The sequence below is a fragment of the Ruixingdingia sedimenti genome (assembly GCF_031432425.1).
Taxonomy (GTDB): Bacteria; Pseudomonadota; Alphaproteobacteria; order Rhodobacterales; family Rhodobacteraceae; genus Ruixingdingia; species Ruixingdingia sedimenti.
Window position 1 is genome coordinate 1 of record NZ_JAVKPH010000055.1, and the last position, 13,029, is coordinate 13,029.

Sequence of the window (13,029 nt, forward strand, 5' to 3'; positions counted from 1 at the left end):
CACCTCCAACGCTCATGCGCCCGGAGAATGGCCCGGTCAGATCAGAAGCGGCAGGAGGGGATCAGCGTCGCGCTTACCTTCATTGTCACCCTGACCACAGGCATCGTCGCCAGACTGGCTGGGGCGACCGCTGAGGTGCATCCTCGTGTCGGGTGGTGGGTGAGGTGCGGTCAGACCGGAAACGCTGCCAGCGTGCGCCCCCGGCGTGCGGACCGAAAAGGTGATGCGGTTCAGATCCGCTCGGTGACTTGGTGGTCAGGTTGAACTCACAGGATCGCCCTGTCCTGCAAAGCGATGGTCATCGTCAGGGTCTGCGTCTGATGGCTGTCTCTGCCCACAAGACGGATCGTGTTCGCCGTTGCCCTGATCATGGCCCTGGTCGCGTCCGGTGCTGATGCGGACGATCTGTCCAACGTGCATTTCGATCCCGGTCGTGGTGATCGTGGTTGGCCGCGTGCGGGTCAGGCTGCGCGGAAAAACGGTTTTCCGGCTCGAAAACGTAAAGTTCTGTCAACTTTCGGCTCAAAAGCTCAATGAAACAAGGGGTTTTTAGGTTGCGCCTGTCAACTTTCAGGCTCCCCACAGGGGCTGATCTGTCCACGAAACCACCGGAAAGTTGACATTTGACGCCTTCGGAGGGGTCGGAAAGTTGACCTGTGGACAGAAAAAGTTGCGCTTTGGCACCCGATGTCAACTTTGTCAGGCTGCTCTGCGCTGTTGTGCCAACCTCTCACGCGCCCGCTGATGGACCCTTGCGATGGCGGTAGCTGCGGCTTCCTGCGTCTCGAACGCACCGAGGTTCATCATCACCCCATCCACCTCGACCATCGCCTCGAAGCGCTCTCCGACCAACCAGACGCCCGGTGTGCTGGTCGGCTCGCGCCAGGGTGCCCGGTGGGTGGCTTTCTGCGGACGGTTGCCTTCGCGCAGGTTCTCCCACCGGTTGTCGCTGTGATCGCCGTTGATGTGCTCGACCGACCAGCGCGGCATCGTGCCGGTCATCCAGAGCCACACGAGGCGGTGCAGCAGGTGGCGTTCGTTGTCGATCTGAACCTTCTGGAAGCCACGAGGGTCATGTGCGGTGCCTGCGATCTTGCCCTTCCGCTTGCCCTTGGCGAAGGTGAAGATGCCGGTGACAGGATCGTAGGTCAGGATTTCGCGCAGGCGTTTCTGGGTCAGCATGGGTCGTCTCCGGTTGGATGGGTCATGCCAGGTTATACGCTCGCGGAGACAAATCGTTTTCTGGGATGGACGATTTTTCGGATATCTTTGGATCACATATTAGCTTCTTGTGGCGATCAGTGACCTTATCGACTAAAATATGATCCTAAAATAAGGATCTCTCATGTTTCCCGCACTTGAGACTGCCCTGGACCTTCGCGAGGCTGTCCGTGTCGCCGCACGAAACAGACGGATCGCGCTGAACATCACTCAGGCCGACCTGGCCGTCCGCTCGGGGGTGCCATTGGGCACGCTGAAACGGTTCGAGCGGCTGGGTGAAGTCTCGCTATCATCGCTTCTTGCCATTGCCGAGGCGCTCGACGCGCTGGAGGGCTTCCATGCGCTCTTTCCGATGCCAGAGGCGCGCACGCTGGATGAGGTCGAGCATCACGCTGCGCGCCCCAAGCGTGCCCGTTCGAGGGCGCGGGGATGAGTCTTCGCCGTCTGCATGTCATGCTCGACTTCGGCACCGGACCGGAACGCCCTGTTGCGCGACTGGGCTGGGATACCGCTACCCGTCAGGCCGTCGCGGAATGGGAACCGACGTTCGCAGCCGCGCCGCTTCCTGTCAGCCCCTTTCTGGTCAAGACCCACACCACCCTGCTGCGTCCGCGCGGGCGCGGCTTTGGTGATCTGCCCGGCCTGTTTGGCGACAGCCTGCCGGATGGCTGGGGGCGGTTGCTGATTGATCGGGAACTGGCAGCTCGGGGAATGGCGATGACCGACATCACCGACCTGGATCGGCTGGCGATGATCGGCACCGATGGCATGGGTGCGCTGACCTATCGACCCGAGGAGACGCCGAACGCCCAGGATGCGATCAGCCTCGACTGGTTCGACCGCCTGGTGCCCGAGGTCGGCAAAGGCACAGCGGTCGAGGATCTGGAGCTGCTGCGCCAGATGGCAGGCGGATCGCAAGGGGCGCGGCCAAAGTTCGTGGCGCAGATTTCCGATGACGGCCACCACCTGCGAGGACACCGCCATCGGTGGGAGCCGGGCTGGCGTCCTGTGCTGGTCAAGCGCCGTGCCGTGCATGACGATGTTGGTGCGGTCGAGGCAGAAGCCGCCTATGCCGCGATGGCGCGTGCTGCCGGGATCACCATGGCACCGGTGATGGTGCTGCGCGCAAGCTCGGGCGAGCCGTTCTTTGTCACCGACCGCTTCGACCGCCAAGGCGCCAGGCGGCTGCACATGCAGACGGTCGCCGCGCTGCTGGATGTCGACTTCCGGAGTGCGACGCTCGATTACATCGACCTGCTCAAGGTTGTCCGCGCCATGACCCGAGATCAGCGCGCCGTCGAGGAGATGTTCCGGCGGATGGTCTTCAACATCCGCACCCTGAACCGCGATGACCACATGAAGAACCACGCGTTTCTGATGGACCATACCGGCACCTGGCAGCTGGCGCCCGCCTATGACATCAGCTTCAGTCAGGGACCGGGTGGCGAGCACACGCTGCTTGTCGCAGGCGAAGGACGCAAGCCAGGACGGACTCAGATCGATCAGGTCGCGCAGAAGGCGGCGATCAAACCGAAGCGCGCAGCCGAGATTGTGGCAGAGGTCGATGCGGCCGTCGCGGATTGGGCGCGCCATGCCGGGGAAAGCGATGTGCCAGACGCGCTCACCCGACGGATCGCAGATGCGTTCGGATCGACTTCACCAGGCGGTTCTCTCAGCTGAAACCACCCCACCCACCCACGTTCGCCGCCCGATCATCTCGGTTGATCCTGGCGTAGTAGTCGCGTGGGGGAAGACCGAAATCGGCTCCCAGAGCCGCTTCAACGACCTTGGCTTGCGCCTGCAGCGCATCCGCTAGCTCCTTGGTCGCGAGACCCGGTGCTGCCCTGGCGATCGACTGTGCCAGCGCTGTGACCTGCTTGATGATGCGCGCAAGCGGTGGCTTTGCATATCCGAGGTCGATGAGCAGCCTGCGCAGATTGTCCTGCGTGACGTCCTCGGCGAATTCCGCTGCTCCATGCCAGAACGCAAGCTGGTGGGTGACAGTCCGGTCCATGAAGACCGGAACCACGTCGTAAAGCGGCGCCAGGCTTGTCCCACCGTCCCGGTGGATCACGGAGCCGTTCTTGCCGTGGTTGTCCGAGTTTCCGACCAGCAGGTTGAAGAGCGTGTGCTGGAGAAAATCACGCTGGAACAGCGTCGGCACCGATGCCTGTGCCCCGATCCGGCGCACCGCCGCAGCCGAGAAGCGGCGGTCGGGGTTCACGCTGCCCCGCTCATACTTCAGCGTCGGCGGCAGTCCGAGCGCCTGGCAGAAGTCCTCGACATGGACACGGGTGATCACACAAGCGCCGTCCGCAATCTGAACCCCTCGGTCGAACCGGGTCGAGAGGAGCGCATGGACCTGTCGACCCGGCAGGTCGAATTCCAGCGGTCGGCAGGTAGCAACCACGATTCCGCATGTCTCGGCGATCTTCAGCAGCGCGACCTCATTGCGGGTGATCTGCGCATCATCGACCGGAGAGACCTTGAGGATATGTGTCGTCGGCGCCCGCGATCCCGGTTTTGGCAGGTAGAAGCGCCCGCCCTGCGCGACGACGGCGATCTTGCCCTGCACACCTGCGACGGGCGATGGATCGCGCGCATCGTCGGGCAACCGCCTGTGCAGATGGAGCGACAGCACGATCTCGTTCAGCCGGTCCTCGGTCAGCAGCGTGTAGTCCTGCGGAAAGATCCCTGGCGTCTTGCCTGGACCTGACCCCGCCGGTGTGACCGAGATCGCACCTGGCGCGTCGACGCCAAGATGCCAGAGCAAGGCGCCAACGTCGCCCCGCTCCAGCTGGTAGCTGTCGAGGATACGCTCCAGCTGTGGGCCTTCGAACAGCAGGTTGGCGAAGTAGCCGCGACAGTCAGCGTCGGAATAGGCTTCCGCTCGGAGCGGAAGCGATAGCGACAGCCGATGCTCTGGCGCGACCCCATCGGCATAGACAAAGCTCAACGTCCTGTCGTCGTTGCGCGACAGAAGGCCCACGGGGCTGTCGCGTCCCTCGATCCAGACATCCATCCTCATGCCCGAGGTTCCGCCATCAGGTCGATGCCCAATGCGCTGCACAGGCGCAGATAGGTGTCCAGCGTCGCCTTGGCGGTGCCCCGCTCGATCTTGGACAGGTTGCCCTGATCGACGCCGGCGATACTCGCAAGATCGCCCTGCTTGATCCCCAGCCCCTCGCGCCGGTCGCGGATGAAACCGCCGAGGTCGGTGGTGGTCTGGATCTTCATGGAGCAGCATTCTTTTGGTTCACTCGCCAAAACTAGCAGCTAGCGCGGTTATGGACAAGAGATTTGGCAGAACAGCCAAAACGCGTATCGTTTCGACGCCATCGCCGCACTTTTGGTTCAGACGCCAAACTCTGCCAAGTCGCGCTTGCACCGATTGCGCGACAAAAGCGCGACAGCATCAGGTGGGTGGTGCCTAGGATTGGAGGTCTGAAGCGACTGCGTGGCGCCTTGGCTGCGCCAGGCATGACGAGCACTGATGACGGCCACAATCCTGGCTTGAAATTGCCGGATATGACTGCCCCACTGCGCGAACCAAGATGCAGATTTTGAGCAGGATCATATGGATACCGACAGCCCACAGAACTTTCTCGCCTGGCTCGCCGCACAGAACCCCGTCGAGCTTGCCATGGTCGGCGTTGGCCTGCTTGTCCTTGTGCTGCTGCTGTTCGTCCTGCTGAGAATGCGGAGCACCGGCAACGCAGGCGAACTCGCGCGGCTCTCGACCAGCCTGGCTGACAAGGAAGCGCGACTGACCGAGGTGGCGAGCCGCGCCGACCGGGCAGAAGCCCTGGTATCGGAACGCAAGGCGGAAACCGACCGCCTGTCGACCGAAGTTTCAACACTGCGCGCCAGGATCGAGACCGATCAGGCGCAGATGCGCGAACTGGGATCGCTGATCTCTGGCCTGCAGGCGCGACAGCAGGCCGACACCGCGCTGATTGCGGAGCGCGATGCCACCATCACGCGGCTAACCAGCGACATCGCAACTTTCCAAACTCGCATCGAGGTCGAACATCAGCGGCAGAAGGAACTCTCTGCTGATGTGGCGCGGATGACGACCCAGACCCAGGCCGATGCGCAGGCGATCGCCGAACGGCGGGCAGACGGCCAGAAGGCAGCCGAGGTCATCATCGAGCTGCGCAAGCGGGTCGAGGCCGAACAACAGGCGCAGCAGGTGCTGAAGGCGCGGATCTCGGCACTGGAAACGCAGATCGAGGCTGAGCGCGTCGCTGCAGACGACAAGATCGCCTTGCTGACGAAAATCCGCGACGACATGCAGGAGCGCTTCCGCCAGCTGGCCGACGAGGCGCTGAAGACGCAAGGAGAGGCGTTCAGCAAGGCCAATGTCGAACGCCTGGAGGCAACCCTGTCTCCACTGAAGGAACATGTGGGGCACTTCGAGAAAGAGTTGCGCGAGGTCCATCAGGAAACCGTCAAGGACCGCGAGCGGCTCAAGACCGAGATCGCGCAGCTGACCCGGCGTTCCGAAGCGATCTCGCAAGAGGCACTGGCACTGACGCGCGCGCTCAAGGGCGATCACCAACAGCAGGGCGCCTGGGGCGAGATGATCCTGGAAAACATCCTGGAACGCTCTGGTCTGCGCAAGGATGAGGAATATCTGACCCAGGCGCATCGCACCGGCACCGAAGGCGAGCGCCTGCGCCCCGACGTGGTCGTGAGGATCCCCGGTGGCAAGTCGCTGGTGATCGACTCAAAGGTCTCGCTGAACGACTACGCCGCTGCGGTGAACGCCGAGGACGAGTCCGAGGCGATCCTGTCGCGCAAGCGCCATGTCGCGGCGATGCGGGCCCATATCAACGGGCTGTCGGCAAAGTCCTACCAGCTGGCCGAAGGGCAGTCGGTTGACTATGTGATCATGTTCGTCCCGATCGAGGGCGCGCTGTCCGAAGCCTTGCGCGAGGATGGCAAGCTGACCGAATACGCGCTGGAACGCCACATCACCATCGCCACACCGACCACGCTGATGATGGCGATGCGCACGGTGTCTCATGTCTGGGCGGTCGAGCGGCGCAATCAGAACGCGGAGAACATCGCCAAGCGCGCAGGGCTGCTCTACGACAAGGTGACAAGCTTCGTCACCAACATGGAAAAGGTCGGCAAGGGGATCGAGACGGCCCAGGGTGCCTACGAGAGCGCTATCGGGCAGCTGTCGCGCGGTCGCGGCAACGTCCTGTCGCAGGTCGAGGCGCTGAAATCGCTGGGAGCCCGTGCGACCAAGTCGATCTCGCTGGAGTTCGAGGGTAAAGCCGAGGCCCTGGCGCTCTCGGTCGATCTGGAAACGGTCGATACGGAACCTGCTGAGTGATCTGGCGCACCAGCACGATCATGCAATAGCCCTGACATCTTGCGCCTGCTCTTGACCGAGCGGGCGCAAGATCTCCACAGGTCTCGGTAGCTAACCCGGAGGGTTCAGGCGCCCCCGACCGGCTGGCACCCGAAGCACCCCCATCGCGACCGCGCATTTTTTCTAGGACTTCGACCGCGCGTCAGATCCCAATGATCTGCACCGAAGTCCCACCCGACCGTTCGGTCGCGTCACGGTAAGTAAGTCATGTGAACAACCACATGAGAGCAACACCATGACAAACCCCTTCCAGAATACCGCAACCGCACGTCTGATCGCTGACCGCGTCCGCGACCTGTCGCACCGCAAGACCCAGGCCGAGATCGCCAGCGAAGCGGGCTTCGCCAACGCCAACATGCTGTCGATGCTGAAGTCCGGCAAGAACAAGGTGCCGCTCGACCGCGTGCCGTCGCTGGCAAAGGCGCTGGAGGTCGATCCGGCTTACCTGATGCGGCTGGCGCTCGATCAGGCGGTAGGTGCGACCGCAGCGAAGGCGATCACCGAGATCTTCGGCACTCCGGCGACCGAGAACGAACGCGGCTGGTTGGCGGAACTCCGCGACGTCTCGGACAACAGCGACCCGCGACTGACCGCACGCTCGCGCACGGCGCTCCGGGCGATCTTCGGGAAATGATCATGCAGCGACAGATCACAGCTAGACCGCTGGGACCACGGGACCAGCTCGCATGACCGAGGACGACATGGACGATACCGTCTTCACTATACCCACGTCCCCGGCGGGACCATGGGACCAGCTGACAGCGAACGAGCAGGCATGGATCGAGTTCATCCGCGTCATCTCCTGCGGCAGCGACCCGAAGATCACACCGAAGCGCGTCCGCGCGCTCACAGCGCTACTGGACGCGGGATGAGGCGTCGGCGCAGAAAAGGTCAGCCGGTTCCCTACATTGGACGGCTGATGAGGCAGCGAGCGAGGCCCGGTTTCATCGCGGATCAGGAGCTTCCAGTGTTCTCAGCCATTCAGCGAAGTCGTTCTCGCTTGCGTCGCCCGAGGCGAGGCTCTCCATCATCCGCACACCAGCCAGCGGTTCAGGGCGCAGAGGGTGCCCGTTCAGCCGCAGGAAGGTAAACGCGGCGACGAAGCCTGTCCGCTTGTTGCCATCAACAAAGGCATGCGCCTTGCTGATCCCGAAGGCATAGGCTGCCGCGATTTCGAAGACATCGGGATCGGCATAGGCGACGAGGTTCATCGCTCGCGCGCAGCCCATTTCCAGTAGCGCGAGATCCCTTGTGCCAGGCGCGCCTCCGTGCCTGGCGATCTGCCGGTCATGAATCACGGTCAGCGCGGCTAACGGAACCCAGGTCCACTGGCTCACGCGAGCGCCTGAAGCAGGTCGCGATTCTCGTCCATGACGATTTCCGCCGCTGCTAGCGCCTGTTTCAGCGCAGGGTCTTCAGTCATCAGCTTCAGACCACCATCGTCGGTGCGCACCACGAACAGCGTGTCGCCTTCCTTTGCGTCGAGCAGCGTCAGCATCTCTGTCGTCAGTGTCATGACAGCCGAGTTGCCGACCTTGCGGATCTTTGTTTCGATCATGCTTGGTATCCTCAGGTATATATGTTTGTGTATACCTCCCCTTCTTCGGGTCGACAAGGCGCTGTAGCCTCCTGGGATGAATGGGCCTCGTCACCTCTGCCAGTATGGCGCCAGTCAGGCAAGGATCGGGAAAATTCCGGTGCCAGAATCTGTTCGTTTTCTGGTGCCAGAGCATCACTTAAGTTATTGATTTATATAGAATGGTCGAGAGTTCAATCCTCTCTCACAGCACCATTTTCCACCATGTTTTCAGGCGGTTATGGCGAGCCCAATTTTGCGGCAAGCGCCGAACGGCAGAACATGGCAGGAACAAACCCCGCCGTAGCACCGGGATATTACACAGATCCCGCACGCCCGGCCTCCGCTCATTCGCAAGATGTTCCTATCGAGGAACCCCGGGAAATGGAAAACCCCGGCGCGCTGGCGGGCGCGACCGGGGCTGATGTGGATGAGGAAAATATCCGTCCCGACCATAGCCCGAAACTGTCTATCGTCGCAAGCGGCGATGGCCTGCGCGGCGAGTGGAGCAAGGTCCGCTGGGGATGGAAGCGCGCGGTTAAGCGTGACGCACGTCTAAGCAAGACCGCCAAGCTGATCGCCGTGACGCTGGTTGACGAGTTCGCCAATCATGCCAACGGCAGGTGCAACCCGTTCATAGCGACCCTCGGCGAGGCGACCGGCGACCCCGAGCGCACGGTCCAGCGCGCCCTTGGCGATCTGGAAGCCTGTGGCTGGATCATCCGCAGCAAAGGCAACGGGCGGGGGCGACCGTCCTCGATCACCTTCACCGCAGACAGCGCAAAGGGTGCCGTTGCGCCGCCGAATGTCAGCGAAATCACCGCCCGTCACACCGACAACCGGGATGCCGATATGTCCAAAACGGTGCCACCCATGGCACCCATTCGCGGGGCTTATAGGGTGCCAGAAACCGCACAAAAGGGCGTCACCAGTGGCGGGTCTCATAGTGAACCACGAAAGAACCAAAAAGTGCGCGCGTATGCGCGGGCACCTGCGCGAGGGGCTTCGCCACCAGATCGCATCGCGGCGGCACCTGCCCACCCGCCCAACGGAATGCCGGAACGGCCCCGACTGACCCTTGCCGCTGTCGCCCATCTCGGCAGCGACCGCGAACGGGTCTGGGATGAGTGGCTGCGAAGAAGGGGCTTCCCGACGCTTGCCGAACTCGGGGTGAAGTCCAGCGATGCGGAGGGCCGAGGCTGGGAAATCCCCTGCCGATACCCACCGACCGAACACAACGCGGTGGAAAGCATGATGGCCCATCGGTGGGCAACATGGGCGACAGCGAGAACGGAGGTTTGCAATGTTCGAGCGTGATCAAGACCAGATCGGGTTTATCGGGCGGCACGTCAACCGCAGCGCAGGGGCGCCTTCACCGGCTTCGCATTTCGACTGGCTGGATGTGGTTCTGCGCTGGCCGAGGCTGCGGGCGCGCGAAAAGGTGCTTGGATCGACCATCGCAACATGGGCCATCGACCCGGTGACGGGCGAGACGGATTGGTCTGTGGAGCGTCTGGCCGAGGCTTGCGGATCGACCGTGCGGAGCATGGAGGTTGCATTGACCAATCTTGCCGCGGGCGGCTGGATCGAGACGCGCGAGAGCGAGGACGGCAGGACTGTGCATCGGCTGACGCTGCCAATATTCGACGGTGCCCATCCCGACTTCGAACCCATGGCGCGACTGGCGGCGATCACGGTCGGGGCGGCGATGGAACATTTGGAACATCATGACAGCATTCCCCGCGAGGCGATCCTGTCGGGGGCGCTGGCTGCCGTCGCTGCGGCTATCGGGTTTCATCACGGCGATGCCGAGACCGCGCGCCGCTTGCGTGACCTCGCCTTTATGCTGACAGACCCCGAAGCATGGGCCAATGCCCCTACCACGGGTCCTTCCGGGGGGTGATCCCTCACGGGGGGCGAAGGCGCGACGCCTCCGGCTTTGCAAGATTTTACAAGAGCTTGAAATAAGCCGATGAAAAGGAAGGGGAAAATGAGGATCGTTTCGGAACTCGACCTTGGAAGCGAAGGGCCCGTCCATCGCATTGACGGGCCGGGCCTTTGCGATCTGCTGGGCATTTCCCCGGCCATGCTGACGGAGTTGAAAAACCGGGGCATTGCCAAGCACCTCGGCCGAGATGCGTGGGATCTGGCCGCGACGGTGCGGGGGTATTGCGCCCATCTTCGCGGCACCGCCAGTGGGCGCGGCGGCGAGGAGGAGGTGGCGAACCTGACAGCCGAACGCGCGCGGTTGGCGCGGGAACAGGCTGACGCTCAGGCGCTGAAGAACGCGGCCGCCCGGGGCGAACTGGTCAGGGCCGAGGAAGTCACCCGCGCCTGGTCGGGCATCCTTGGGCAGGTGCGGGCGCGGGTGCTGGCCGTGCCGTCGCGTGTCCGGGGAGCGCTTCCGCACCTGTCCGGCGCCGATGCGGAGGTGATCGACAAGGAAATTCGCTTCGCCCTCGAAGAACTTGCCGATGACAAGGGGGCCGAAGATGCCGCTTGATGATCAGATCGCCGCCATGCGTGCCGCCGCGCTGCAAGCGCTGCGCCCGCCGGCCAAACTGCGGGGCTCAGAGTTCATCGAACGCGAAATCCGCCTTCCGCAGGGGGTGAGCGCGACGCCCGGCCCGGTGCGCCTCTGGGGCTTCCAGAGGGGCATAGCCGACGCGCTGGCCGATCCGCTGATCGAGCGCGTTTCCGTGTTGAAAGCCACGAGGGTCGGCTACAGCATGCTGGCCGCGGCCTCGATCGCGGGCTTCATTGCGAACGATCCCGGCCCAGTTCTGGTGGTTCTGCCGACCGATCAGGATGCGCGCGGGTTCACGGTTGACGATCTGGAACCGACCTTTGCCGCCTCGCCCATCGTCGCCACCGCGCTGGCCGACGACACGCCCGAGGGGGAGCGGAACACCCTGACCAGCCGCAGGTTCCCGGGCGGGAGCCTGAAAATCGTCGCGGCCCGCAGTCCCCGAAATTTGAGAAGACATAACGCTAAGTATTTGATTTTAGACGAAATAGACGCGATGGATATGACCCCGGAAGGTGATCCGATAACTTTGGCAACGCAGCGGACTATCAGTTTCAGCGATAGGAAACTGATCGCCGGGAGCACCCCGACCTATTCGGAAACCTCGCATATTCTGCGCCTTTACGGGCAAAGCGACCAGCGGGTGTTTCAGGTGCCATGTCCCGCTTGCGGCAGCTTCGGGGAGGTCCTGTTCAGCGGGATTGTCTGGGACCCCGGGCGGCCTGACACCGCCCGCTGGCGGTGCCCCCACTGTTCCGAGGAAATCGAGGAACGCCACAAGCCCCAGATGGTCGAGGAAGGCCGCTGGTCGATCACCAGGCCCGAGGTGCAGAACCACGCCGGGTTCAAGGTCTCGGCTTTGACCTCGCCGCACCCGAACGCATCCTGGGCGAAGCTGGCGGCCGAGTTCCTGGCCGCGAAGGACACGCCGGAACTTTTGCAGGTGTTCACGAACTGCGCCCTTGCCGAAGGCTGGCGTTCCGAGGGCGAAGAACTGGACGAGAGCGCCCTACAGGCGCGGGCCGAGCCGATCGGGCTGGATCCGGTTCCAGAGGCGGTCCTATGCCTGACCTCCGGCGTTGACGTGCAGCGCGACCGATTGGAAGCCTCAATCCTTGGGCACGGTGCCACCGGGACCGTGTTCGCCCTGGCGCATTTCGTGCTGTGGGGTGCCTATGACGACGCCGACACCTGGGCGCAGCTGGATGCGCTGCTTTCCACACGCTGGCCCCACGCGCTGGGCGGCAAGATCGGCCTCGATGCGGTCTGCATCGACAGCTCGGACGGAGTTTCGCAGCCGCAGGTTTACGCATTCTGCGCCGGCCGCCACCGCCGCCGGATTGTGCCCATCAAGGGCGTGGCCGGGTTCAGTCGCCCGCCGCTGGAACGAGCCGCCCGGGCCAAGGGCAAGACCGTTAACCTCTACATCTGCGGCGTCGATGGTCTGAAATCGCGTCTGTTCGCAGGGATCAAGCAGGCTGGCGCATGGCGGTTCTCGGACAGCCTGACCCCGACCTGGTATGAGCAGCTATGTTCAGAGGCCGTGCAGATAAAATACAGCCGGGGCCAGCCGACGCGCCAGTTCGTCAGGCTGGGCAATCGGGCAGCAGAAGGACTTGACTGCTGCTGCTATGGTCTTGCGGCGCGAAGCCTGGTGACGTTCAACCCGGAAACGCGCCGCGCCGAACTGGCGCACGCGGAACCCGTCACCCCGGCCCGCCGGCCGGTTCTGGAAAGCGCCTGGATGGCGCGACGATAGAGGATAGGGCCGGCGTGGCGTTGGTCGGCGAGTGGCCGCGTCGGCTCCGGTGCTGCGGGATGTTGCAGCGCCGACCCGTAAACCGCGACAGCCCGCGGATACGTCGATCGCGGCGGGCAACGAAAGGGGGCGGCTGTCTTTCGACCTTTCTGCGGCCGCCCCCGCCGCTTCCAGCCGATGATGGTTACTATCTGTTACGAAACAGCGTGATCCCGTTATGTCCTCCGTCAGACAACGCTTCCCTCATGGTTTCTTCATCGCTGCCAAGTTCCAATGCCAGCGCCGCGAACAGGTAGGTTTTTGTGTCCTGCCCACAGATCGAAAAGTCTTTGTTCACATGTTCCGCGGCCCTGCGGGCCATCTCATTGAAACTGTCTGTGCGCATCCTCCTGACTGCATCTCTGCCCCTATAGGTTCGAAGGTGGGGGATCACTCTCATTGACTGCTTTCTCCCTGTTGCGCCTCGTGCAACCTAGAATGCCGATTTAGGGCGTGTTGACAAAAGGGATTCACCGGGCGCGGTGATCGTGATTCAAGCTGGTATCTGCAATGGAGACCAGCGT

At 63.1% G+C, this 13,029-nt stretch carries 16 protein-coding genes; 10 read left to right on the forward strand and 6 right to left on the reverse strand.

Features of this window, described 5'->3' with window-relative positions; genetic code table 11:
• The first annotated feature begins 369 nt into the window (after positions 1-369).
• Positions 370-537: a hypothetical protein gene (locus tag RGD00_RS21790; RefSeq protein WP_310459348.1), complete on the forward strand. Its 168-nt coding sequence runs from the start codon at positions 370-372 to the stop codon at positions 535-537.
• A gap of 162 nt (positions 538-699) precedes the next feature.
• On the opposite strand, the gene RGD00_RS21795 is transcribed toward RGD00_RS21790, so the two are convergent.
• Positions 700-1,182, reverse strand: a complete 483-nt coding sequence (locus RGD00_RS21795; protein WP_310459349.1) for an HNH endonuclease — start codon at positions 1,180-1,182, stop codon at positions 700-702.
• A gap of 163 nt (positions 1,183-1,345) precedes the next feature.
• On the opposite strand from RGD00_RS21795, the gene RGD00_RS21800 reads away from it, so the two are divergent.
• Together RGD00_RS21800 and RGD00_RS21805 are read left to right on the forward strand one after the other, a co-directional pair.
• Entirely contained in the window at positions 1,346-1,654 is a 309-nt protein-coding gene (locus tag RGD00_RS21800) for a helix-turn-helix domain-containing protein (RefSeq protein WP_310459350.1), read from the forward strand.
• On the forward strand, positions 1,651-2,901 hold the full coding sequence (locus RGD00_RS21805) for a type II toxin-antitoxin system HipA family toxin (protein ID WP_310459351.1): 1,251 nt from the start codon (positions 1,651-1,653) through the stop codon (positions 2,899-2,901). The genes RGD00_RS21800 and RGD00_RS21805 overlap by 4 nt, the downstream gene beginning before the upstream one ends.
• Here RGD00_RS21805 and RGD00_RS21810 read toward each other — a convergent pair.
• Together RGD00_RS21810 and RGD00_RS21815 are read right to left on the reverse strand one after the other, a co-directional pair.
• On the reverse strand, positions 2,894-4,243 hold the full coding sequence (locus RGD00_RS21810) for a HipA domain-containing protein (protein ID WP_310459352.1): 1,350 nt from the start codon (positions 4,241-4,243) through the stop codon (positions 2,894-2,896). The genes RGD00_RS21805 and RGD00_RS21810 overlap by 8 nt on opposite strands.
• A gap of 2 nt (positions 4,244-4,245) precedes the next feature.
• Complete coding sequence (locus RGD00_RS21815; RefSeq protein ID WP_076534446.1) at positions 4,246-4,458, reverse strand: helix-turn-helix domain-containing protein; 213 nt, start codon at positions 4,456-4,458, stop codon at positions 4,246-4,248.
• Between the two features lie 340 nt (positions 4,459-4,798).
• On the opposite strand from RGD00_RS21815, the gene RGD00_RS21820 reads away from it, so the two are divergent.
• The 3 genes from RGD00_RS21820 (at position 4,799) to RGD00_RS21830 (ending at position 7,476) form a co-directional block, all read left to right on the forward strand.
• The gene (locus RGD00_RS21820) at positions 4,799-6,565 is read left to right on the forward strand and encodes a DNA recombination protein RmuC (RefSeq protein ID WP_310459353.1); all 1,767 of its coding nucleotides are present in this window, start codon (positions 4,799-4,801) and stop codon (positions 6,563-6,565) included.
• A 274-nt stretch (positions 6,566-6,839) separates the two neighbouring features.
• Entirely contained in the window at positions 6,840-7,238 is a 399-nt protein-coding gene (locus RGD00_RS21825) for a helix-turn-helix domain-containing protein (RefSeq protein ID WP_310459354.1), read from the forward strand.
• 52 nt (positions 7,239-7,290) lie between these two features.
• Positions 7,291-7,476: a hypothetical protein gene (locus RGD00_RS21830; RefSeq protein WP_310459355.1), complete on the forward strand. Its 186-nt coding sequence runs from the start codon at positions 7,291-7,293 to the stop codon at positions 7,474-7,476.
• 72 nt (positions 7,477-7,548) lie between these two features.
• Here RGD00_RS21830 and RGD00_RS21835 read toward each other — a convergent pair whose 3' ends face one another.
• Positions 7,549-7,941, reverse strand: a complete 393-nt coding sequence (locus tag RGD00_RS21835; RefSeq protein WP_310459356.1) for a type II toxin-antitoxin system death-on-curing family toxin — start codon at positions 7,939-7,941, stop codon at positions 7,549-7,551.
• On the reverse strand, positions 7,938-8,162 hold the full coding sequence (locus tag RGD00_RS21840) for an AbrB/MazE/SpoVT family DNA-binding domain-containing protein (RefSeq protein WP_425603448.1): 225 nt from the start codon (positions 8,160-8,162) through the stop codon (positions 7,938-7,940). Before RGD00_RS21840 ends, RGD00_RS21835 begins: the two co-directional genes overlap by 4 nt.
• 402 nt (positions 8,163-8,564) lie before the next feature.
• Here RGD00_RS21840 and RGD00_RS21845 point away from each other — a divergent pair, with 402 nt between their 5' ends.
• The 4 genes from RGD00_RS21845 (at position 8,565) to RGD00_RS21860 (ending at position 12,466) form a co-directional block, all read left to right on the forward strand.
• Entirely contained in the window at positions 8,565-9,497 is a 933-nt protein-coding gene (locus RGD00_RS21845; protein WP_310459358.1) for a helix-turn-helix domain-containing protein, read from the forward strand.
• The gene (locus RGD00_RS21850) at positions 9,484-10,083 is read left to right on the forward strand and encodes a hypothetical protein (RefSeq protein ID WP_310459359.1); all 600 of its coding nucleotides are present in this window, start codon (positions 9,484-9,486) and stop codon (positions 10,081-10,083) included. The genes RGD00_RS21845 and RGD00_RS21850 overlap by 14 nt, the downstream gene beginning before the upstream one ends.
• Before the next feature lie 87 nt (positions 10,084-10,170).
• Positions 10,171-10,683 carry a terminase small subunit gene (locus RGD00_RS21855; RefSeq protein ID WP_310459360.1) on the forward strand — a complete coding sequence of 171 codons (513 nt, stop codon included), beginning with the start codon at positions 10,171-10,173 and terminating at the stop codon, positions 10,681-10,683.
• Positions 10,673-12,466, forward strand: a complete 1,794-nt coding sequence (locus RGD00_RS21860) for a phage terminase large subunit family protein (protein ID WP_310459361.1) — start codon at positions 10,673-10,675, stop codon at positions 12,464-12,466. Before RGD00_RS21855 ends, RGD00_RS21860 begins: the two co-directional genes overlap by 11 nt.
• A gap of 187 nt (positions 12,467-12,653) precedes the next feature.
• On the opposite strand, the gene RGD00_RS21865 is transcribed toward RGD00_RS21860, so the two are convergent.
• Complete coding sequence (locus tag RGD00_RS21865; protein ID WP_310459362.1) at positions 12,654-12,851, reverse strand: hypothetical protein; 198 nt, start codon at positions 12,849-12,851, stop codon at positions 12,654-12,656.
• Positions 12,852-13,029 lie beyond the last annotated feature (178 nt).